We start from the raw sequence: 20,620 nt of genomic DNA, 5'->3' as shown, positions 1-20,620 counted from the left end.
GTATGTTGAGTAAAATCTATTAGTCTTAAATCTATTTTTTCAAACAATTTAAAGACAATCAAAATTTTAATGATAAATAACCCTAAATTTTGCTATCACAAGATCAGTATATTTTGTTTTTTCTTCATCAGGCAAAAAACTATGCTCGATAAATTTTAACCACTTTGGAAGCAATTTTTCAAATTTTTCAAATATATTTTCAATCACTTTCGTTTCTATTCCAGATTTGGTCATTGAAAGTTCAAAATCCTTTTTACTAATTTTTTTCTTTTTTCCATTTAGCGTTAAAGCGAGTTCTTCATCATCATCTTCATTTGCCAATTGGGAGGAAACAAGATCATAAGCAGGGCAAAGGGAATATTCCTTATTTACTTTTAAAAGTGAAAAATTTTTAAGGTGCATATCGTTGTTTCCTGTTAGAAAACTGAACAATACCAGTTCGTAGAAATCAATAATATCAAGACCATAATTTACTGAATATTGCTTTATTTTTTTTGCAATTTGTTCATAAGATCCTTTATATTTCTGCTCGGTAAGCCGTTCTGTTAACTGACACATGTCTTCCATGTGTAGTTTTTCGTTTTTGTTTCGGTCAACTCTTTTGGTGATATAGGCTAATTGACCAGACTTTAATCTTATCAAAGAATGTTCAACCGTTTTAATCTTTGAAATTTCAGCCAAATTCATCGTTAAATCCTCGTTTTCTGGAAGATTCGAGAACTGTTTAGTTTGAGGTTTTAAAATATAGTCTCCCAAAACACCTACAATGGTAAATCTTCGTGAATTGTTTTCATCCAAACTAATTTCAAGAGAAAGTTTTGGCTGTACTCCTGTTACAGATCGCTGTGTTTTGATGATTTGTTCTGCAAATTCTTTTATTTTGTCATCGGTAAGATCCAATATGGGTGGTTCTAAAGTTCCAAAGAACTTTCTGCTGCATTTCGGGTGATAGTCTGATTTTCCTGCAGGAGTTTTCCGTTCAGTTTCGTCAATGATTTTATAACAGTATAAACATCTATTTTTCATCTCGTGCTATTTCTTGAATTGAAACCGCACCGATACAATCTTGGCAGGTTTTTAAAAGGATTTCCATTCGATCACGTGGATTTAATTTCCAATTTTTTTGTGCAATATCCAGCAACCAACCTTCGGGAATTAAGCCGTCAAAAAATGGAAATAAGTTAAGATCAGTGTATATTTCTTGCTGAATTGGAAGGGTAAGACTAATTGGTTCCGGATTTTCAGAATTAAAATAATCACAGTCGTACTGAAAATGATAACCTTCACTGTCTTCCGTTATTATTCCTGCAAGTTGATTGTGCATAAAAACTTTACCGCTCTTCATTATTTACTATTTTGGTTGGTGTTAACTCATGTCCGAACAAAGACAAAACCTGGTTCACTTTATCCATTCTCAAAGTTGGTTTGCCTTGTTCTAGTTCACGAATAAATCGCAAACCAACTCCAGCTTTTAAGGATAAATCTTCCTGTGTAAGTCCGGTTGATTTTCTTTTCTGTTTCACAAAATCACTTAAATTATTCATAAGTATTTATTCATTTTTTAATGTCTTATGCAATCGCTTAACTTGATGAGTATTTGTGTACAAAAATTATAAAAGCGATTTCATAATATACCTTTACGGGTATAAATATAAGAAAATTTTTGATATTGTACCCAAAAGGGTATAAAATTATACAATTTAGCAATTTTATACCCGATAGGTACTTTTTTAGATGTAAATATAAATTCAAATGGTTTTGTGAAAGTTAAAATTATTAAAGAACACAGTGCAAAACTGACAAATTACTTTGAAAAATTCGCCCACAATTTGAAAAATTCTTCATCTACGCTTTCCCTCAATTTGAAAGATTTCCAACAAAGGATTTTCGGCAAACAAATTTTCAAAATTTCCGCTTCATCAAAATATAGTTTCGATTTTTCATAAATAATTGCTTCATCAATAATTCCCGAGTTTTTTAATTTCTGTGCTGTTTTTACACTTACGTTAAGAAGGGTAGCTAATCCAATTATTCCTTTAACTTTTTTAATAATGAAAAGTTGATTTTCTGTTATTTCTAAAAGATAGAAAAGTGCTTCAGCAGGCGCCATCTTATTGCATTCAGTTATTAAAGTTGAAATATATTTTTCGGACAGATTTCTGTCAAATAAATAACTTTTAATACTATTAATTTCTGCTTTATTCAATGTTGTAATTAGCTCCTTGATTTCATCATTAAAACCTTCAAACGGATTCATATTTATTTAAGGTTTTTAAATATTTGCATAGCTCTTTCTATAGGTTTCGCTTTGATATATTGTAGCAACATTGCTTCGGTGCTGTGTCCGCTGAAATACATAATATCGGACGTTGGCCAAATTCCATAATGATTGGTGCAAAAACTTCTACGAGCCGTATGTCCTGCAATTAATTCAAACTTTGGATAGTAACCTGGAACTCCTCTCCAAATTCCACTTTCTTCATCTTTTGGATCTGTTAATACTTTTACTCTCTTTACTCCTAAAACAGTTTCAGTAATTTTCGCTTCTTCGCACACAAGTTTTATATAATCGTTGAATTTTTGATCTGATATTCTTCGAGGAAACTCACCATTTCTTTTTTCGAGGATTCGCAGAACTCTACTACTTAAAGGTAAAAGCATTTGTTTCTTCGTTTTCTTTTGAATAAAATTGATAAGAGTAACACCCTTAATGATTTTAAGCATTTCCTTATCGAACCGCAAATAATCAGAAATTCTTTGACCTGTTTCGTAACCAATTAGGAATAGATCTCTGGCATTATCTAAATATTCTGGTAAATCATTTTTCTTTTCAATCTCTTCTATTTCATTTGGCGTTAGATAAGCCTCTAAAATTTCCTCAGGATTGTCCCGATTGTCTGTGAAAGGATTTTTAATTTTTTCTATTTTAGCATTTACACGTTCAAGTTTGTTATAAATCTCTAAATCAAGTTCGTTTGATGCGTAGTAACAGATTGTTCTTAAAAAAGTAAGATCTCTTGATATTGTCCCAGAAGCGTATTGTTTCTCGTTGGACCATTTTATAAACTCGTCTCGAAAATTGGTATTGATATCCGTGAGTTTTAATTTGATGTTGAGATCGCTCTCATATCGCTCCAATTTACTTTTAACAACGCCCATTTTCTTTATGGTATTCGGAGCCAAGTTAGATTTGTAATTTTTATAATGATCAAGAACTGCAATCAGATCGTTCTCTACAATTTTTACCTGATATTTCTTCTTTTTGAAGCCTGGATGTAAATATTCGCTGATAATATCCTTAAACCATTCTTTGGTTAAAGTTTCTGGGTTCTCAATCGCTCTAAATTGATCTATCACTAAGTTTCTGATGGTATTTTCTTCGGCATCTAAATCTGAAGCTACCTTTCTTTTATCTAAATTTTTAGAGTTTTTTTCCTTTTCTCTTAAAATTGGGTCTTTATATGTCTTGCAAAAGTACTCTTTGTCAACAAAAAATCTTTTATCTTCCAAAAGTGCGTCAAAGTAGATATCTTTTGGTTTTTCGCCAAAGTCAATCCTATACTGAAACCGCGCGGTTAAGTAGCCTTTATTTTTTGTAGATCTGTATTTATAATGGAGTGTTGACATCGCAAGACAAGTTGTAAAAATTTGTCTTGTAAATGTATAATTAATTGAAATAGTATGAAAGTGTTAAAAATACAGATTCTTTAAAAAACTGATAATCAGCAATATAATTATTTTATATTTCGTTAAATTTCATTAAATACCACAAAAGTAGGGCGATATCCTCCACCAAATAAAAAAGTTGCAAAATCTGCAACTTTTTTTTATAAAAATAATCCTAGCTTAATCCCGTAATTTTTCCATCTTTATCGATGAACATTCCTTCTGCAGCAGGAATATTTGGCAAACCAGGCATTCTCATGATGTCTCCCAAAATGGGAATAATAAATCCGGCTCCGGCGGCAAATTCAAATTCACGAACCGTAATTTTGAAATTGGTTGGTCGTCCGAGTTTTGTTTCATCATCGGTTAAAGATTTTTGGGTTTTCGCCATACAAATCGGAACTTTATCAAAGCCCAAATCGTAAATTGTCTTCAATTGATTTTTTGCTTTTTGCGAATATACCACACTTTCTGCACCATAAACTTCTTTTGCAATCGTGTCAATTTTGTGTTCCACAGAGTCTTCAACTTGGTATAAAGGCTTGAAATCATTACCATAAAATTCTGCGCAACGAACGACTTCTTCTGCAAGTTCTGTCATTCCAGCGCCACCTTTTGTGAATTCATCTGCAAGAATCGCTTTCACACCCAGTTTTTCACATTCATCAATGATATAATTAATTTCTTCTAGAGAATCGGTTGCAAAATGGTTAATCGCAACAATGGGTTTAAAACCGAATTTAAAACCGTTTTCAATGTGTTTCGCCAAGTTTCCAAAACCATTTTTAAGGAAAGGTAAATTCGGATTTTCATATTCGCCTTTTTTTGCACCTCCTTGATATCTTAATGCACGAATCGTAGCGACAATTACATATGCATCAGGTTTCATTTTTCCGTAATGACATTTGATATGTAAAAATTTTTCTGCCCCTAAATCTGCCCCAAATCCCGCCTCTGTAACTACATAATCAGCCAGAGAAAGTCCCATTTTTGTGGCGATAATGGTATTCGTTCCTTGTGCAATATTGGCAAATGGACCACCATGAAGAATCGCCGGATTTCCTTCTAAAGTTTGTACTAAGTTGGGTTTGATGGCGTCTTTTAATAAAATAGCCATCGCATTTTCTGCTTTTAAATCTCGCGCAAAAATGGGTTTTTTATCGAAGGTATAGCCGACGAAAATATTTCCCAACCGGTTTTTTAAATCTTCAAAATCTTTGCTTAAACACAAAATCGCCATCACTTCACTTGCAGGCGTAATATTGAAGCCTTCTTCTCGCGTGATTCCGTTATTTAAACCGCCTAAACCAATCACGATATTTCGCAACGAACGGTCATTCATATCCATCACACGTTTCCAAACAATCGTTCTGGGATCAATATTTAAGCTGAATTTTTTGTTTTGCAAATTATTATCAATCATCGCAGAAAGCAAATTATTGGCTTTTTCAATGGCTGAAAAATCTCCAGTAAAATGCAAATTAATATCAACCATCGGAATCAACTGCGCATAACCTCCTCCTGCAGCACCTCCTTTTACACCGAAAACCGGACCGAGTGAAGGTTCCCGCAATACAGCAATCGATTTTTTACCAATTTTTTTTAAACCATCATTCAAACCTACAGATACCGTCGTTTTTCCTTCTCCGGCTGGAGTTGGATTAATGGCAGTGACCAAAATTAATTTTGCTTTTTTACTCTTTTCTTCGTCGATATATTGCAGCGGGATTTTGGCTTTGTATTTTCCGTAATATTCCAAATCGTCTTCAATAATTCCTAACTTTTCGGCTATTTTTTTGATGGGTAAAATGTTCGCGGATTCTGCAATTTCTAAATCGGTTGGAAAACTCATTTGCAAGTGGTTTTAATTCAATCAAATTTAAGATAAATCGTTTTTTAAATAAAATTTAAGAAGATGTTATTGGTCATTTTAAGAACATTAACTCTTTTATAAAAAAGAAAGTCAGGCTTTAGAATGCTATAAAATTTCCGTATTTTTGCTAAATTCCGAAAATTCAAATTTTGGAACACTACAATGAAAGATCAGAAAGAATATATCGAAGTTTACGGTGCCCGTGAACACAATTTAAAAAACATCGACGTCAAAATTCCCCGCAACGAACTCGTTGTGATCACCGGACTTTCCGGAAGTGGAAAATCTTCTCTGGCTTTTGATACCATTTTTGCAGAAGGTCAAAGAAGATATATCGAAACTTTTTCTGCTTATGCAAGACAATTTCTCGGTGGTTTGGAACGTCCAGATGTTGATAAAATCGATGGACTTTCTCCAGTTATCGCCATCGAACAGAAAACGACGAACAAAAATCCGCGCTCAACGGTCGGAACCGTAACAGAATTGTACGATTATTTGCGTTTGCTTTTTGCGAGAGTTTCTGATGCGTACTCCTTACATTCCGGAAAAAAACTGGTGAGTTATACGGAAGATCAGATCTTAGAAGCCATCAACAAAAATTACAAAGGCGAAAAAGTAATGTTAATGGCGCCGGTTGTGCGTTCCAGAAAAGGACATTACCACGAGCTTTTTATCCAGATGGCAAAAAAAGGATACGGACAAGCGAGAATTGATGGAGATTTACAAGATATTGAATACGATTTAAAACTCGATCGCTACAAAACGCACGACATCGACATCGTGATCGACCGCTGGATTATCGGGGAAAGTGCCTCTGAAAATCGCATGGAAAAATCCCTGAAAACTGCTTTGCAGATGGGTGAAGGAGTGATTGGAATACAAAAATTAGGAAGCATTGATATTGATTATTTCTCCAGAAATTTGATGGATGATGAATCGGGGCAATCTCTGGCTTTACCGGAACCGAACACTTTTTCCTTCAATTCTCCGAAAGGAAGTTGCCCGTATTGCAAAGGTTTGGGCGAAGTGAAAAGAGTCAACACCGATTATTTTGTAGAAAATCCAAAACTTTCCATCAATCAAGGTGCATTGTTGCCGTTGGAAGATATGAAATCCAACAAATGGATTTCGGCTCAGATCAAAAATATTTTAGAGATTTTCGGTTTGAGTTTAGCGACGCCTTTCAAAGACATCCCGAAAGAAGCGCTGGAATATATGTATCACGGTTGTCACAAAGAATTTAACAAGGATTTAAAATACGCCGGAATTACCAAAAAAATAAAAGTCAATTTCGATGGTTTGGTTCCCATCATCACTGAAATGATTGAGGACAAAGAAAGCTACGACGCGATTTTGTTGGAAAGGCATTTCACCAACGAAGAAACCTGTCCCGAATGTAAAGGAACAAGATTGCAACCTTCGAGTCTTAGTTTTAAAATTGATGGGAAAAACATTGCGGAAATCAATGCCCTTTCTCTTTCTGATCTGAAAATCTGGCTGAATGAAGTAGAAGATACTTTTACGCCAAAACATAAAATCATCGGCCACGAAATTTTAAAGGAAATAAAAACCAGGCTTCAGTTTCTCCTCGATGTTGGTTTGGAGTATCTGAGTTTAAGCCGAAGTTCCAGAACGCTTTCCGGTGGGGAATCGCAGCGGATTCGTCTCGCCACACAGATTGGATCGCAACTCGTGAATGTGCTTTATATTTTAGATGAACCTTCCATTGGTCTGCATCAAAGAGATAATGAAAGGCTGATTGCTTCACTCAAAAATTTAAGAGACATCGGCAATTCTGTAATCGTAGTAGAACACGACAAAGACATGATTATGGAAGCCGATGAGGTTTTAGATATTGGTCCAAGAGCCGGAAAATTTGGAGGTGAGATTTTGTGGCAGGGAAAACCGAAAGATTTACTGAAAGCCGACACGATCACCGCCGATTATATCACCGGCAAACGCAAAATAGAAATTCCTGAAACCCGAAGAGAAGGCAATGGAAAATCAATTGTTCTGAAAGGAGCGACGGGAAATAACCTTAAAAATGTAAATCTCGAAATTCCTTTAGGGAAATTGGTTGTGGTAACAGGAATTTCGGGAAGTGGAAAATCTTCTTTAATTAATGGAACTTTGTATCCCATTTTGAACCGACATTTTTATCGCAGTGTTCAGGAACCGTTGCCGTACAAAAAAATTGAGGGAATTGACCATGTTGACAAAATTGTAGATGTGGATCAGTCGCCAATTGGCAGAACACCACGTTCGAATCCGGCAACCTACACTGGAATGTTTACCGACATCAGAAACCTTTTTGCCGAACTTCCAGAATCTAAAATTCGGGGTTACAAAGCAGGTCGTTTTTCCTTTAATGTAAAAGGCGGAAGATGCGAAACTTGTCAAGGAGGCGGTTTGAAAGTCATTGAAATGAATTTCTTACCCGATGTTTATGTGCATTGTGAAACCTGCAACGGAAAAAGATTTAACCGCGAAACCTTGGAAGTTCGGTACAAAGGAAAATCAATTTCTGATGTTTTAGAAATGACCATTGACGAAGCCACAGAATTTTTCCAGCCGATTCCCAAAATTTATTCGAGGGTAAAAACCATGCAGGATGTAGGTTTAGGTTACATTACGATGGGTCAACAATCGACAACCTTGAGTGGCGGTGAAGCACAAAGAATCAAACTCGCCACTGAATTGGCAAAAAGACAAACCGGAAACACGTTATATATTCTCGATGAGCCTACAACAGGACTTCATTTTGAAGATGTAAAAGTTTTGATGGACGCAATCACTCGACTTGTCGATTTAGGAAATTCGTTCATTATCATCGAACACAATATGGATGTCATCAAACTCGCAGATCATATTATTGATGTTGGTCCGGAAGGAGGGAAACATGGCGGTGAAATTATCGCCAAAGGAACGCCGGAAGAAATCATTAAGTCCAAAAAATCTTTGACGGCGAAATATTTGAAAAAGGAGATGGAATGACAGAACTAGTTCAAAAAATAAATAGACGAGCAAAAACATTTAAAATTCTTGATGATGGAATCTTAGTTAATTATTCCAATGCCCATGAAACTCAAGAATATAAAATTTCCTATTCTGATATTGGTAATGACGAAATAATTTCAAAAAGTAAAAAAGATGTTGTGTTAATTTTTTTAATGATTTCAATGGTCTTCAATGCGATATTAATCACTGCACTAATAGGAGATACTTACAATTTATCTATCAAAACTGGAATAATATTTTTTTTTGTGGCACTTGTGCCAGTTTTTATAATAGGAGGTATTTATGGAAGTGAATTTAAAAAAGAAAATCTAAAAACTGTTTCAGCAAATAAACCATTATCATTTTTTTATCGAAAAAAAGATGAAAAAAATGTTGATGATTTTATTTCAAAAATATACGAAGCAAAGAAAAATTTTTTAGTAAAACAATATTATAAAATTGATGATTTATTACCATTAGATACGCAAAAATTTAGGATTCAATGGCTTTATGAAAACAAATATATTTCAGAGGAAGAAACCAAATTTATTCTTGAAGAAATAGAAACACAAAGAATAATTAAGGGTTCTAATATTTAAGTTTCCTAAAAAATTTTAGAAAAATCAGGAATGATCTGCAAAGAAACGCGCACCAAAAATGAAGTAGAATGGTTAATTTTGAGTATTAAAAATAAACGGTAATCAAAAAAACATCATCATGACTGAAAAAGTTGCATTAAAAGTTTTTGAAGACAAAAAAGTAAGAACTTCCTGGAATGATACCGAAGAAAAGTGGTATTTTTCTGTAGTTGATGTAATTGGTATTCTCACAGAAAGTGTTGATGTACAGTCCTATTGGAGGAAATTTAAACAAAGATTAAAAGAAGAAGGAAATGAAACCGTGACAAATCTTCACGGTTTGAAAATGCTTGCAGCCGATGGAAAAATGAGATTAACTGATGTTGCAGATACTGAACAACTTTTCCGATTAATTCAATCTATCCCGTCTCCAAAAGCAGAACCTTTTAAACTTTGGATTGCCAAAGTTGCCAGAGAAAGAATAGACGAAATAGAAGATCCAGAAATTGGTATAGAACGTTTAATGGAAACATATCAGAAAAAAGGTTACAGCAATGAATGGATCAATCAACGTCTGAAAAGCATTGAAGTAAGAAAAGAACTTACAGATGAATGGGACAATCGTGGTGTAAAAAAAGGACAGGAATATGCTATTTTGACTGATGAAATTTCCAAAGCTTGGAGCGGATTTTCGGTGAAAGATTATAAAAAATTCAAAGATCTAAAGAAAGAAAATCTTCGAGATAATATGACCAATCTTGAGTTGGTTCTCAATATGCTTGCAGAAGCTGCTACCACAGAAATTAGTAAAGAAAAGAAACCAAAAAATTTTCAGGAAAATAAAATCATTGCCAAACAAGGCGGAACTATCGCAGGAAATACTCGAAAAGAAATAGAAGAAAAAACAGGCAAAAAAGTAGTTTCTAAAATTTCAGCCAAAAACATTCTTCCTAATAAAAACAAAGAAATAGAGCAGAATGGTTAATTTTGACTATTAAAAAATAAGAAATGAATCCTTTTCTTGATGTCGCTTTACGCAGTCTGGCAGTTTATTTTTTCATGTTTGCGGCGATTCGCGTTTTTGGAAAAAACCAATTATCACAACTTAACGCAGGAGATATTGTGCTGCTTTTGCTTATTTCAAATGCGGTGCAAAATGCTATGGTTGGATCTAATGTGAGTTTGGAAGGCGGTTTGGTTGCAGCATTGGTTTTGTTTGGTGCAAATTTTATCGTAAAAAAAATTATCTTTAAAAATCCAAAAATCAAATCATTAGTAGAATCTGATCCGGTGATCTTAATTAAAGACGGCATCGTGGATAATATTAAAATGAAAGAGCAGGAAGTAAGTTTCGATGAATTGGAAGAAGCCGTTCGGGAACACGGCGTAGAAAAAATAGAAGAAGTGAGATTAGCAGTTCTGGAAGTTGATGGGAACATCAGTGTGATCTCTATGGATAAAGAAAAGTCCAGGACAAATTTTTCCAGACACAAAAGAAAATATCCGCGAAAGAGCCATAAATATTAAGCATTTAATTAGAATCCAATGAATTACCAAATTCGACCAATGCAGCCGGAAGACGGCGAAAAAGTTATAGAAATTTTTGAAGAAGGAATCGCAGGTGGAAATGCAACCTTTGATCAAAGTGCGCCAAGTTGGGAAGTTTGGGACCAGAAATTTTTCAATGTTTGTCGGTTTGTTTTGGAAACGGAGGATCATGAAATTCTTGGCTGGGCAGCGTTGCAACCTGTCAGTAACCGGGATTGTTTCAAAGGCGTTGCAGAAATAAGCATCTACATGAAAAATGCTGCACAGGGAAAAGGTTTCGGTTCTATGCTTCTGAAAAAATTAGTTTTAGACAGTGAAGAGCATCAATTCTGGACCTTGCAATCCGGTATTTTTCCGGAAAATGAACCCAGTATCATAATTCACAAAAAATTAGGTTTCCGGGAAGTTGGGAGACGGGAGAAACTGGGACAGATGAATGGAGTTTGGCGGGACATTATTTTGTTGGAAAGACGAAGCAAAATTGTGGGAATTTCTGCTAATTAAATCTGAAATTGCGATGATGACATTAATTGCTGCATTGACGACGTTTCGAACCTATAAATTGGGGTGCAAAACTACGAACTCCCGGTCCTGAACCGCAAGTTCCCGGTCCTGAACCGCAAATTCCCGGTTCTGAACCCCGAACTCCCGGTCCTGAACCACAAATTCCCGGTTCTGAACCCCGAACTCCCGGTCCTGAACCGCAAATTCCCGGTCCTGAACCCCGAACTCCCGGTTCTGAACCGAAAACTCCCGGTTCTGAACCGCAAGTACTCGGTTTTGAACCCCGAAATCCCGGTCTTCAGCGACGAATTTCTGCTTAAAAACCGGGAAAATCTTAGTCCTGAACCTAAAAACGGAACAATCTTTACAGAATTTTTCTATTATTTCCCTTATTTTTGCGCCATGCCAAAAGAATTTCAGTTTCAAGTATCGCCAGAAGCCGCTGCAAATGAAGATTTGCTCGTTAAAAAAGTTGCGCAGTTTTGTAAAATAGGTGCTTCAGATATCCAGAAAGTAGTTGTTTTAAAACGTTCCATTGATGCGCGACAAAAATCCATTAAGATCAATCTTAAAGGGAAGGCTTTTTTAGTTGGCGAAGAGTACACCGATTCAAAAATTGAACTGCCTGATTATCCCAATGTTGAAAACAAACAAGAAGTCATCGTTGTTGGAGCGGGTCCTGCAGGATTATTTGCAGCATTGCAATTAATCGAATTGGGTTTAAAACCTATCGTTTTAGAACGTGGAAAAGAAGTTCGTGGTCGTCGTCGGGATTTGAAAGCCATCAATGTTGATGGAATTGTCAACGAAGATTCTAATTATTGTTTTGGTGAAGGTGGAGCAGGAACTTATTCCGACGGAAAATTATATACGCGTTCCAAAAAACGTGGCGACATCGACCGGATTTTAGAACTTTTTGTGGGTTTTGGCGCCACTCCAGATATTATGGTTGAAGCGCATCCACACATTGGAACCAATAAATTGCCCCAAATTATTCAGGATATCCGCGAAAAAATTATCGCTTGTGGCGGCATCGTTTTATTTGGAACGCGTGTCACTGATTTTGTCCTTAAAAATAATCAAATTGAAGGCGTGGTTCTTCAAAATGGAACTATTATAACTGCGCAGAAAGTGATTTTAGCAACGGGACATTCCGCACGGGATATTTTCGAATTATTGTATAAAAAAAATATTCTCATCGAAGCGAAACCTTTTGCTTTAGGAGTTCGCGCGGAACATCCGCAATCTTTAATTGATAAAATTCAGTACTCGTGCGATTATCGCGGTGAGTTTTTACCACCTGCACCGTATTCTATGGTGAAACAAGTCAACGGACGTGGAATTTATTCATTTTGTATGTGTCCAGGTGGAGTTATTGCGCCATGTGCAACCAGTCCGGGTGAAGTGGTGACGAATGGTTGGTCGCCTTCCAAAAGAGATCAAGCTACCGCAAATTCTGGAATTGTAGTTGAATTAAAATTAGAAGATTTCAAACCTTACCAACAATACGGACCTTTAGCTGGAATGGAGTTTCAGAAAGCGATTGAGCAAAAAGCTTGGCAATTAGCTGGAGAAACACAGAAAGTTCCGGCGCAAAGAATGGTAGATTTTACTCAAAATAAAATCTCCACAAATATTCCAAAAACCTCTTATGTTCCCGGAACAACTTCGATTGAAATGGGGCAGGTTTTCCCTGGATTTTTAACGCAAATCATGCGCGAAGGTTTTCTACAGTTTGAAAAATCAATGAAAGGTTATCTGACGAATGATGCAATTTTACATGCACCAGAAAGTAGAACTTCATCTCCAGTGAGAATTCCGAGAGATGATTTTTCTTTGGAACATCTTCAAATTAAAGGGTTATATCCTTGTGGTGAAGGTGCAGGTTATGCAGGTGGAATTATTTCTGCAGCCATCGATGGTGAAAAATGTGCTTTGAAAGTAGCGGAAAGTTTGAAGTAAACTTTTATCAACATTTTCATGAACCATTAAATAATATTCTATTATGATTACCAAAATCATAAAATATACTGATATTGGTATTCTGGATAAAACTATGGTAACTGTATTCGGGAAAATACTTGTTGATGCCTAAAAATCAATAAAATATCGGTATTGAATAGGTAGTTCTGTAATGTTCTTTTTTTTTTATTTTAGAGTTTGGCATCAAAATGGAAACATAGGCAATAACCTTTAAAATTTAATAAAATGAAAAATTTACTTAAAATAATTGCACTTTCGGGTTTTGCTTTTGTACTGTCTTCATGTGGTACAGCAAATGATGTTTACGGGAATAGCTCGCCAAACAATTTCCCCTCCAATAATGGTGTTTATAGAACTCCAGACGGAACGGTTTATGGTCAAAATGATATTTACCGCGACCGCAACGGAAACGTTTACCAAAATGGTAGAATCATCAGAACAGGCGAGGTGAGTGGACAACCCGGAATTTTAGGAAGAAACGGCAACAATAATCAGGTTTATTATCCTAATTCCAATCAAAAAAGACTTCCGCCGGGACAAGCAAAAAAAATATACGGCGGAAATGCTAAAGATTATGCAACGGGACAGGTTAAAAAACGAAACAGCAATTGGGAAAACAATGCGAACCGATCAATCAACGATGGAGCCAGAAACTATAAAAAAGACGACGATCGCAAGGATGAAAGCAAAAACGATAAGGGAAATAAAAAGAAATTTAAATCCAGAAACGAAGGGCGAAATGGTCATGATGATTAATAACAAAAAAAGGCGGGAAAATTTTCCCGCCTTTTTTTATCTAATTGTAGATCTTATCGGTCGATGGAGCCTAAAACTTTTTGTGCAAAAGTGTTTAGGGCATCTTTTTCTGGCATTCCGGCCGCTACATTTGCATGAACTTCCAGCGCACCACAAATATTGGTGATCAATTCACCTGCTACATTTAAGTCTTCTTCGGTGGTTCCTCTGAATTCTGAAAAAGCTTCTAAAACTTCCAACGTTTTTTCCAGATTTTCAACCGTTTGAGTTTGATAAAATTGTCTGATTACGGGTAATTTCATTAGTTTAATTCATTAAATAAATTAATTAGACTTTCAGCCTGATTCGACTGAACTTGATTCACCAATTCGCCGTTTTTGAAAATTGCAAACGTTGGTAAATTATCCACTTTCGCTAATTTTCTACTTTCTGGTAATTTTTCCGCATCAACATATAGAAAAGGAATTTCGTCATTCTCCGCCGCTAACTTTTTGAATTTTGGCTTCATAATCCGACAATTTCCGCACCATGTTGCACCGTATTGAACCACTACTTTATCATGATCTGCAACAATTTGCTGCAAAGTATCTTCTGCTAATTCTGTGTACATAAATTAAATTTTTAATTAAAAAATTAATAATGAAACAATTTATCAATGAATCAATCTAGTATTTAAAATACTTAAAATTGTTACATTTTTACATTGATAAATTGCTACATTGTTAAATTAATTATTATGAGTTGCCAAATATTCGGCAGTCGATTTTCGGTCTGCTTTCATTGCATCTTTCCCTTCTTCCCAATTTGCCGGGCAAACTTCACCATGTTTCTGAACGTGCGTGTACGCATCGATCAATCTTAAGAATTCTTTTACATTTCTTCCTAAAGGCATATCATTTACGGCTTCGTGGAAGATTTTTCCAGTCTCGTCAATTAAATAAGTTGCTCTATAAGTTACATTAGAACCGGTGAAAATTTCATTTCCTTCGTCATCATACTCGAAATCTTGATCTACAATTCCGAGGATATTTGCCAATTGTCTGTGAGTATCTGCAAGAATTGGATACGTCACACCTTCGATTCCGCCATTTTCTTTTGGAGTATTTAACCACGCAAAATGAACCTCATTCGTGTCGCAAGAAGCGCCGATTACTTTCGTATTTCTTTTTTCGAATTCACCTAAAGCTTCCTGAAAAGCATGAAGTTCTGTTGGACAAACAAAGGTGAAATCCTTTGGATACCAGAATAAAAGTACTTTCTGTTCGTTTTGAGTGGCTTCTTCAAAAATGTTGATTTTCAAATCATCTCCCATTTCGCTCATCGCGTCGATTTGAATATTGGGGAATTTTTTTCCTACTAGTGACATATTATAATGTTTAAAAATTGATGGTGCAAAAGTACGCTGTTTTTATCAATTATAAAATGGTTTATGATTTATAAAATCTATAACTTAAAAAGATTTGATAGACTCTTTTGTTATATTGGAAGGGGAAAAGTTTTTTTAACTTTCAGCCGACGCTCCGATTTCTAGGGATTGAGAAGCGTGAATATGTCAAAAATTAGTAGTAAATTCACCTGATTAAATTACGCTCCATGAAAAAAATTAGTGTTATTCTTTTGGTTGCTTTTATTCTGATCCAGTTTTTCCCGATCGACAAAAATAATCCTGCACCCACTCCTCAAATGGATTTTTTGACCATTAAAAATGCGCCAGAAAGTACGGCTAATTTAATTAGAAATGGGTGTTATGATTGTCACAGCAATGAAACAAAATATTTGTGGTATTCGAATGTGCAACCTATTGCGTGGTTTTTGCAAGATCATATTGAAGAGGGTAGAAAGGAACTTAATTTTTCTACTTTCGCAACCTATGAACCGAAAAGACAAGCGCATAAATTGGCAGAAGCGATAGAACAGATTGAGAAAGGTGAAATGCCTTTAGATTCCTATATTATTGCCCATTCAGAAGCGAAATTTTCAGAAGCTCAAAAACAAGAGGTCATTCAATATCTTAAATTGGTTGAAAGTGATATTCGTCGGGAACATCAACTTCCGGATGAAGTGAAAAAATAGAACATCTAAAAATAAAGGGTCCAATTTTTCCCCTTTAAATTAAAGAATTTTAGCGCAAAACACAATGGTTGATTCTACCAAATTTTATGTTTTTTACGATGGTGACTGCGGTTTTTGCAATCATTGGGTTCAGTGGATTTTGAAAAATGATGGAAAAGATCAATTTTTATTTGCCTCTTTACAATCTGAATTCGGACAAAAATTTCTTAATGAAAGAGGTTTAGAAAACAAAATTTTCAGCACCTTATATCTATGGAAACCGAATGTGTTTTATCTGAAAAAATTGCAGGCAGCGCTGAAAATTGCTCGAATTTTAGGCGGTAAATTTGCAATCATTGGAAACTTCAATTTTTTCCCGGTCTTGCTGTCCGATTTTGTTTACGATCAAATTGCTAAAAACAGAACCAAACTCGCCTCACAGAAATGTTTTCTCCCAAACGAAAAAGAACGGGCAAAGTTTGTGCAATAATTTTCTGCTCAAGAACACTATTTTTAAAGGAAAATTGAATAGAAATTGGCTTGTTTTCATCTTTATTTTGCCCGAAATCTTCACAAGTATACAGCAATCTGTTTTTGTAAGGAAACTCATTTTTGCTAGAAGATGACCACATCATCAACACCGAAATTGGCGTAAAGTCGCCGCAGAAAATCGGTCGCAATCAGGAGTGAATCATTCAGAGAAAGTTTTATTGATTGTTGTCGAAAGCTTCGAAACCCTTTCTGTGAAAAGAAAAAACGCACCGAAAAAAGGCAGCCGAAGAGATGCTTCACACCCCAAAAAATAGAAAAATCCTGAACTTTAAACCTGAAACAAATTCTTATATTTGCAATTATGGAATACAATACCGAAAGAACACATTTAAATATGCCAGAATATGGCAGAATTATACAGCAACTGGTCGAACGTTGCAAAGAGCTCGCTACTAAGGAAGAACGAAACGAAATGGCAATTGCGATTGTGGATTTTATGGGTCAAAGAAACCCTCAACTTCGCGATGAAGAAAATTATAAACACAAACTTTGGGATCATCTTTATATTTTGGCAAGTCACGATTTAGATGTGGATTCACCGTATCCCTTTCCTACAATGGAAGAATTGCAGGAAAAACCCAAAAAAATGGATTACCCAAAACTGCAAGGTGATTTTAAATTTTACGGCAAAAGTATTTTACAGCTCATCGAAATGGCGATTAAACTTGAACCAGGAGACGAAAAAGATGCATTGATTCAGGTGATTGCGAACAATATGAAAAAATCTTACAATGTTTATAACAAAGAACATGTACAAGATGAAGTGATTTTTCGCCATTTAAAAGACCTTTCCCAAAACCGCCTCGATTTAACCGTTCTCGATTCCCTCGAAAAAAGTAAAATTTATTACGCAACCAACCGCAATAATAAAAATACCGGCAGAAATCAGCAAAACCAAAACAACCAGAACAAGAGAAGAAATTTTCAAAACAATAAAAATCGAAACTAAGAATGAGCGGATCTTTTCTAATTAAAGGCGGAAAAAAATTACAAGGCGAAATTACGCCACAAGGTGCAAAAAATGAAGCATTGCAAATTTTGTGTGCCGTGTTGTTGACCGATGAAGAAGTGCGTGTGAAAAATATTCCCGACATTCATGACGTCAATCGACTCATCGAAATTTTGGGAGATTTTGGCGTGAAGATTACCAAAAACAGTAATGGTGATTATTCCTTCAAGGCAGGTGCTGTAAATTTTGATTACATGAAATCGGAAGATTTCAAACAAGATGGGGCAAAACTTCGCGGTTCTATCATGCTGCTTGGACCCATTCTCGCGAGATATGGCGAAGCGTACATGCCCACTCCGGGAGGCGATAAAATCGGCAGAAGAAGGTTAGATACTCACTTTCAAGGATTGGTAGAATTGGGAGCCGAGTTTCATTACGACGAAAAAGAATTTTTCTACACCTTAAAAGCCAAAGAACTGCACGGAAAATTCATTTTATTAGAAGAAGCGTCGGTAACAGGAACTGCAAATGTCGTCATGGCTGCAGTTTTAGCAAACGGAAAAACCCGTATTTACAACGCCGCTTGCGAACCTTATTTGCAGCAATTATGCAAAATGCTCAACAGAATGGGCGCCAATATTTCCGGTATTGGTTCTAATTTATTAACGATTGAAGGAGTTTCTAGCCTTCACGGTACAGAACATACCATGCTTCCAGATATGGTAGAAATCGGCTCTTGGATAGGTCTTGCTGCCATGACCAAATCTGAAATTACCATCAAAAATGTAAACTGGAGTCAACTCGGCGTAATCCCAAATACCTTTAGAAAACTAGGGATTCAACTCGAGCAAAAAGGGGACGATATTTATATTCCCGCGCAGGACAATTATAAGATTCAGAAATTTATCGACGGATCGATCCTGACGGTTTCCGATGCACCTTGGCCAGGATTTACACCCGATCTTCTTTCCATTATTTTGGTGGTCGCAACACAGGCAAAAGGAACGGTACTCATTCATCAGAAAATGTTTGAATCGCGCCTCTTTTTCGTGGATAAACTCATCGATATGGGTGCTCAGATTATTTTGTGCGATCCGCATAGAGCCACCGTTGTAGGTCTGAATCACGAATATCCTTTGCGTGGAACCACCATGATTTCGCCAGATATCCGCGCCGGAAATGCACTGTTAATTGCCGCACTTTCGGCGGAAGGCACTTCTACGATTCACAACATTGAGCAAATTGACCGCGGTTACGAAAACATCGACGGCAGATTAAAAGCCATTGGAGCCGATATTGAAAGAATTTAAGTTCAAAAAGATATCAAAAGCAAAAAGCCATTTCATCAACTGAAGTGGCTTTTTTTATAAGGAGCTTCAACACCCGTTTTCTTTTCAAAGACCCGTCCCGCTCTTCCCTACAATCTTTTTTACCAGCCTGAAGTCTGGCAAAAAAGGATTTCCAGTACGATCGGGGCTATTATTTCAGGCAGTTTGTTCTTGCCAATTATTTAGAATTTTTTTTCCAAAGAAGCACGCGTTCTCAAAATCTTCTGAGTTTTGAGCCATTAGTACTTCAATATCTCCACTTCGAATGCGGCGCTAAAGAAATTTGCATAAGATCGGAACTTTACTGCATGAGATCGGAACTTTACTGCATAAGATAAGAACTTTACTGCAAGAATGATGTGATTTTGAACTAAATGCTTATCTGTGCTAGAAATACCACGCCAAGTTTGTACTTCAAATACGAGAATGTTTTTTAAAAATTTAAGTTGCGTATTTTAGATATTTTAAGTTGCGCATTTTGAATATTCTCTAAAGAGGCAATGTAAGAACGTAGGTAAAAGCTGATAAACAAGGATAAGAAATAATTTTGTGAAATGATAAACTTGCGTATATTTGAGAGTTAGCAGAAATTTAAAAAAAGCACATAAAACATTCAAAACAATTAATATAAATAAATGAAAAACAACAAATTAATTCTAATTGCACTTACATGTGTAACATTAACATCTTGCGGTTCTTGGGTAAGAATTGGCGATTTAACTTCTATCAGCAATCGAAATCTCGACGACAGTAAAAGGTATGTTTTACTTAATAGAGAAGTTGAAGAAACTGCAGATTCTGATTCTGATGCTTTAGAACAAGCAATTGATAACCTTACTAAAAAATATGAAGGCGAATTTATCAGAAATGGTAAAATTTTTGTGAAAAGCAATGGAAAAAAAATCAAAGTTATTGGAGATGTCTGGGGGATTCAAAATACGATGGTAAATGTTAGCACTTCAGCAAATGCAGATATTAAGCTAGAAATAGGAGATTCGGTAGTATTTAAGAGAAAAGGAGAAATTACTGATGGAAAAATAATAGGAATTAATTCGAATATACTAATCGTTGAATACGGTAAAAACAAAAAAATTGAACTAAAATTTGATCAAGTAACAAAAACTAACAAATAATAAAAATGAAAAAAATTTTACTACTAGCACTATTTGCATTGACCTTAATTAACTGTAGTAGAACCGACGAGAGTTCTACAGATTCAACAACAACATCAACTACACAAACTACACAAACAAGTGTAAAGATGAATGTTGTTAATTCACAAAACCAAAAGCAGCCAGGAATCATAGTTATGATGTTTAAAACAAAAGTGACAAATTCGAGTAACTTACCAACAATTGAAAAACAGGTTATCTCCGACGCAAATGGATTAGCAAATTTCGACTTATCGTCTTATATTTCAAGTGACATAAATCAAAAATATTATTTTGAAGCATTCAAATTACAAAATAATAATTATGTATGGATAAGTACAACACATCCAGAAATAGACATAAAGAAAAATACACAAATAACAACGTCAATTATCGTGAATTAAAAAACTTCTGCTAACAGCGGTTTTGCAATAGTGCGGGATTTTCGCAAGTTTAAAGATTTTAGATGTTCTGAAGTTTAGTTAATAATAGAAAGATTTGGCATATTAAGCCGCACCATCGCAAAGCCGCAAAACGTCAGGCTGTGAAAAAACTCACATCCTCCCTCTTTAAGCCATATTTTTACAACGCTGCAAGGTAAAACAAGCCTTTTAAGGACGCCTTATTATTAAGCAGCCAATAATATTTTTTCAAAAACAAAGACTGATTTCAGCTTAAAATGC

At 35.4% G+C, this 20,620-nt stretch carries 23 protein-coding genes; 13 read left to right on the top strand and 10 right to left on the bottom strand.

Going from position 1 to position 20,620, the window contains the following annotated elements; translation table 11 throughout:
- Positions 1-66: 66 nt before the first annotated feature.
- The 6 genes from BW932_RS13345 to BW932_RS13320 all read right to left on the bottom strand — a co-directional run bounded on the left by BW932_RS13345 (position 67) and on the right by BW932_RS13320 (position 5,518).
- The gene (locus BW932_RS13345) at positions 67-1,026 is read right to left on the bottom strand and encodes a HipA domain-containing protein (RefSeq protein ID WP_076388420.1); all 960 of its coding nucleotides are present in this window, start codon (positions 1,024-1,026) and stop codon (positions 67-69) included.
- Positions 1,016-1,345, bottom strand: coding sequence for a HipA N-terminal domain-containing protein (locus tag BW932_RS13340; RefSeq protein WP_076388418.1), 330 nt, complete (start codon positions 1,343-1,345; stop codon positions 1,016-1,018). Before BW932_RS13340 ends, BW932_RS13345 begins: the two co-directional genes overlap by 11 nt.
- A complete protein-coding gene (locus BW932_RS13335; protein ID WP_076388416.1) occupies positions 1,332-1,544 on the bottom strand; it encodes a helix-turn-helix transcriptional regulator in 213 nt (70 codons plus the stop codon). The genes BW932_RS13340 and BW932_RS13335 overlap by 14 nt, the downstream gene beginning before the upstream one ends.
- A gap of 260 nt (positions 1,545-1,804) precedes the next feature.
- Entirely contained in the window at positions 1,805-2,257 is a 453-nt protein-coding gene (locus BW932_RS13330; RefSeq protein ID WP_076388414.1) for a DUF3853 family protein, read from the bottom strand.
- Between the two features lie 2 nt (positions 2,258-2,259).
- Complete coding sequence (locus BW932_RS13325) at positions 2,260-3,627, bottom strand: tyrosine-type recombinase/integrase (protein ID WP_076388412.1); 1,368 nt, start codon at positions 3,625-3,627, stop codon at positions 2,260-2,262.
- A gap of 214 nt (positions 3,628-3,841) precedes the next feature.
- Positions 3,842-5,518 carry a formate--tetrahydrofolate ligase gene (locus tag BW932_RS13320; protein ID WP_076388410.1) on the bottom strand — a complete coding sequence of 559 codons (1,677 nt, stop codon included), beginning with the start codon at positions 5,516-5,518 and terminating at the stop codon, positions 3,842-3,844.
- 183 nt (positions 5,519-5,701) lie between these two features.
- On the opposite strand from BW932_RS13320, the gene uvrA reads away from it, so the two are divergent.
- The 5 genes from uvrA (at position 5,702) to BW932_RS13295 (ending at position 11,166) form a co-directional block, all read left to right on the top strand.
- Positions 5,702-8,533 carry an excinuclease ABC subunit UvrA gene (uvrA, locus tag BW932_RS13315; protein ID WP_076388408.1) on the top strand — a complete coding sequence of 944 codons (2,832 nt, stop codon included), beginning with the start codon at positions 5,702-5,704 and terminating at the stop codon, positions 8,531-8,533.
- Positions 8,530-9,135, top strand: a complete 606-nt coding sequence (locus tag BW932_RS13310; protein WP_076388406.1) for a hypothetical protein — start codon at positions 8,530-8,532, stop codon at positions 9,133-9,135. Before uvrA ends, BW932_RS13310 begins: the two co-directional genes overlap by 4 nt.
- Positions 9,136-9,253: 118 nt before the next feature.
- Entirely contained in the window at positions 9,254-10,099 is an 846-nt protein-coding gene (locus BW932_RS13305) for a BRO-N domain-containing protein (RefSeq protein ID WP_076388404.1), read from the top strand.
- A 23-nt stretch (positions 10,100-10,122) separates the two neighbouring features.
- Positions 10,123-10,641, top strand: a complete 519-nt coding sequence (locus BW932_RS13300) for a DUF421 domain-containing protein (protein WP_076388402.1) — start codon at positions 10,123-10,125, stop codon at positions 10,639-10,641.
- Positions 10,642-10,659: 18 nt separating this feature from the next.
- Positions 10,660-11,166, top strand: a complete 507-nt coding sequence (locus tag BW932_RS13295) for a GNAT family N-acetyltransferase (protein WP_076388400.1) — start codon at positions 10,660-10,662, stop codon at positions 11,164-11,166.
- 51 nt (positions 11,167-11,217) lie between these two features.
- On the opposite strand, the gene BW932_RS14270 is transcribed toward BW932_RS13295, so the two are convergent.
- Positions 11,218-11,592 carry a hypothetical protein gene (locus BW932_RS14270; RefSeq protein ID WP_143745569.1) on the bottom strand — a complete coding sequence of 125 codons (375 nt, stop codon included), beginning with the start codon at positions 11,590-11,592 and terminating at the stop codon, positions 11,218-11,220.
- On the opposite strand from BW932_RS14270, the gene BW932_RS13285 reads away from it, so the two are divergent.
- Positions 11,569-13,128, top strand: coding sequence for an NAD(P)/FAD-dependent oxidoreductase (locus tag BW932_RS13285; RefSeq protein ID WP_076388498.1), 1,560 nt, complete (start codon positions 11,569-11,571; stop codon positions 13,126-13,128). The genes BW932_RS14270 and BW932_RS13285 overlap by 24 nt on opposite strands.
- 246 nt (positions 13,129-13,374) lie before the next feature.
- Positions 13,375-13,905 carry a hypothetical protein gene (locus tag BW932_RS14430; RefSeq protein WP_076388398.1) on the top strand — a complete coding sequence of 177 codons (531 nt, stop codon included), beginning with the start codon at positions 13,375-13,377 and terminating at the stop codon, positions 13,903-13,905.
- Positions 13,906-13,958: 53 nt separating this feature from the next.
- On the opposite strand, the gene BW932_RS13275 is transcribed toward BW932_RS14430, so the two are convergent.
- The 3 genes from BW932_RS13275 to BW932_RS13265 form a co-directional block, all read right to left on the bottom strand.
- Positions 13,959-14,207 carry a DUF6952 family protein gene (locus BW932_RS13275; protein ID WP_076388396.1) on the bottom strand — a complete coding sequence of 83 codons (249 nt, stop codon included), beginning with the start codon at positions 14,205-14,207 and terminating at the stop codon, positions 13,959-13,961.
- A complete protein-coding gene (locus tag BW932_RS13270; RefSeq protein WP_076388395.1) occupies positions 14,207-14,515 on the bottom strand; it encodes a thioredoxin family protein in 309 nt (102 codons plus the stop codon). The genes BW932_RS13275 and BW932_RS13270 overlap by 1 nt, the downstream gene beginning before the upstream one ends.
- Before the next feature lie 117 nt (positions 14,516-14,632).
- On the bottom strand, positions 14,633-15,271 hold the full coding sequence (locus tag BW932_RS13265) for a peroxiredoxin (RefSeq protein WP_076388393.1): 639 nt from the start codon (positions 15,269-15,271) through the stop codon (positions 14,633-14,635).
- A 227-nt stretch (positions 15,272-15,498) separates the two neighbouring features.
- Between BW932_RS13265 and BW932_RS13260 the strand changes: the two genes are divergently transcribed.
- The 6 genes from BW932_RS13260 (at position 15,499) to BW932_RS13235 (ending at position 20,341) form a co-directional block, all read left to right on the top strand.
- A complete protein-coding gene (locus BW932_RS13260) occupies positions 15,499-15,978 on the top strand; it encodes a heme-binding domain-containing protein (RefSeq protein WP_076388391.1) in 480 nt (159 codons plus the stop codon).
- Positions 15,979-16,042: 64 nt separating this feature from the next.
- Complete coding sequence (locus BW932_RS13255) at positions 16,043-16,447, top strand: thiol-disulfide oxidoreductase DCC family protein (RefSeq protein ID WP_076388389.1); 405 nt, start codon at positions 16,043-16,045, stop codon at positions 16,445-16,447.
- 363 nt (positions 16,448-16,810) lie between these two features.
- The gene (locus BW932_RS13250) at positions 16,811-17,458 is read left to right on the top strand and encodes a DUF4290 domain-containing protein (protein ID WP_076388387.1); all 648 of its coding nucleotides are present in this window, start codon (positions 16,811-16,813) and stop codon (positions 17,456-17,458) included.
- Positions 17,459-17,460: 2 nt separating this feature from the next.
- Positions 17,461-18,768, top strand: coding sequence for a UDP-N-acetylglucosamine 1-carboxyvinyltransferase (gene murA / locus BW932_RS13245; RefSeq protein WP_076388385.1), 1,308 nt, complete (start codon positions 17,461-17,463; stop codon positions 18,766-18,768).
- A gap of 653 nt (positions 18,769-19,421) precedes the next feature.
- On the top strand, positions 19,422-19,919 hold the full coding sequence (locus tag BW932_RS13240; protein ID WP_076388383.1) for a hypothetical protein: 498 nt from the start codon (positions 19,422-19,424) through the stop codon (positions 19,917-19,919).
- A gap of 5 nt (positions 19,920-19,924) precedes the next feature.
- Complete coding sequence (locus BW932_RS13235; RefSeq protein WP_076388381.1) at positions 19,925-20,341, top strand: hypothetical protein; 417 nt, start codon at positions 19,925-19,927, stop codon at positions 20,339-20,341.
- Positions 20,342-20,620: the final 279 nt, after the last annotated feature.

Source organism: Kaistella chaponensis, from assembly GCF_900156725.1.
GTDB classification, from domain to species: Bacteria; Bacteroidota; Bacteroidia; order Flavobacteriales; family Weeksellaceae; genus Kaistella; species Kaistella chaponensis.
The sequence above is the reverse complement of the archived record's forward strand: the minus strand, read 5'-3'. Positions and strand labels throughout refer to the sequence as shown.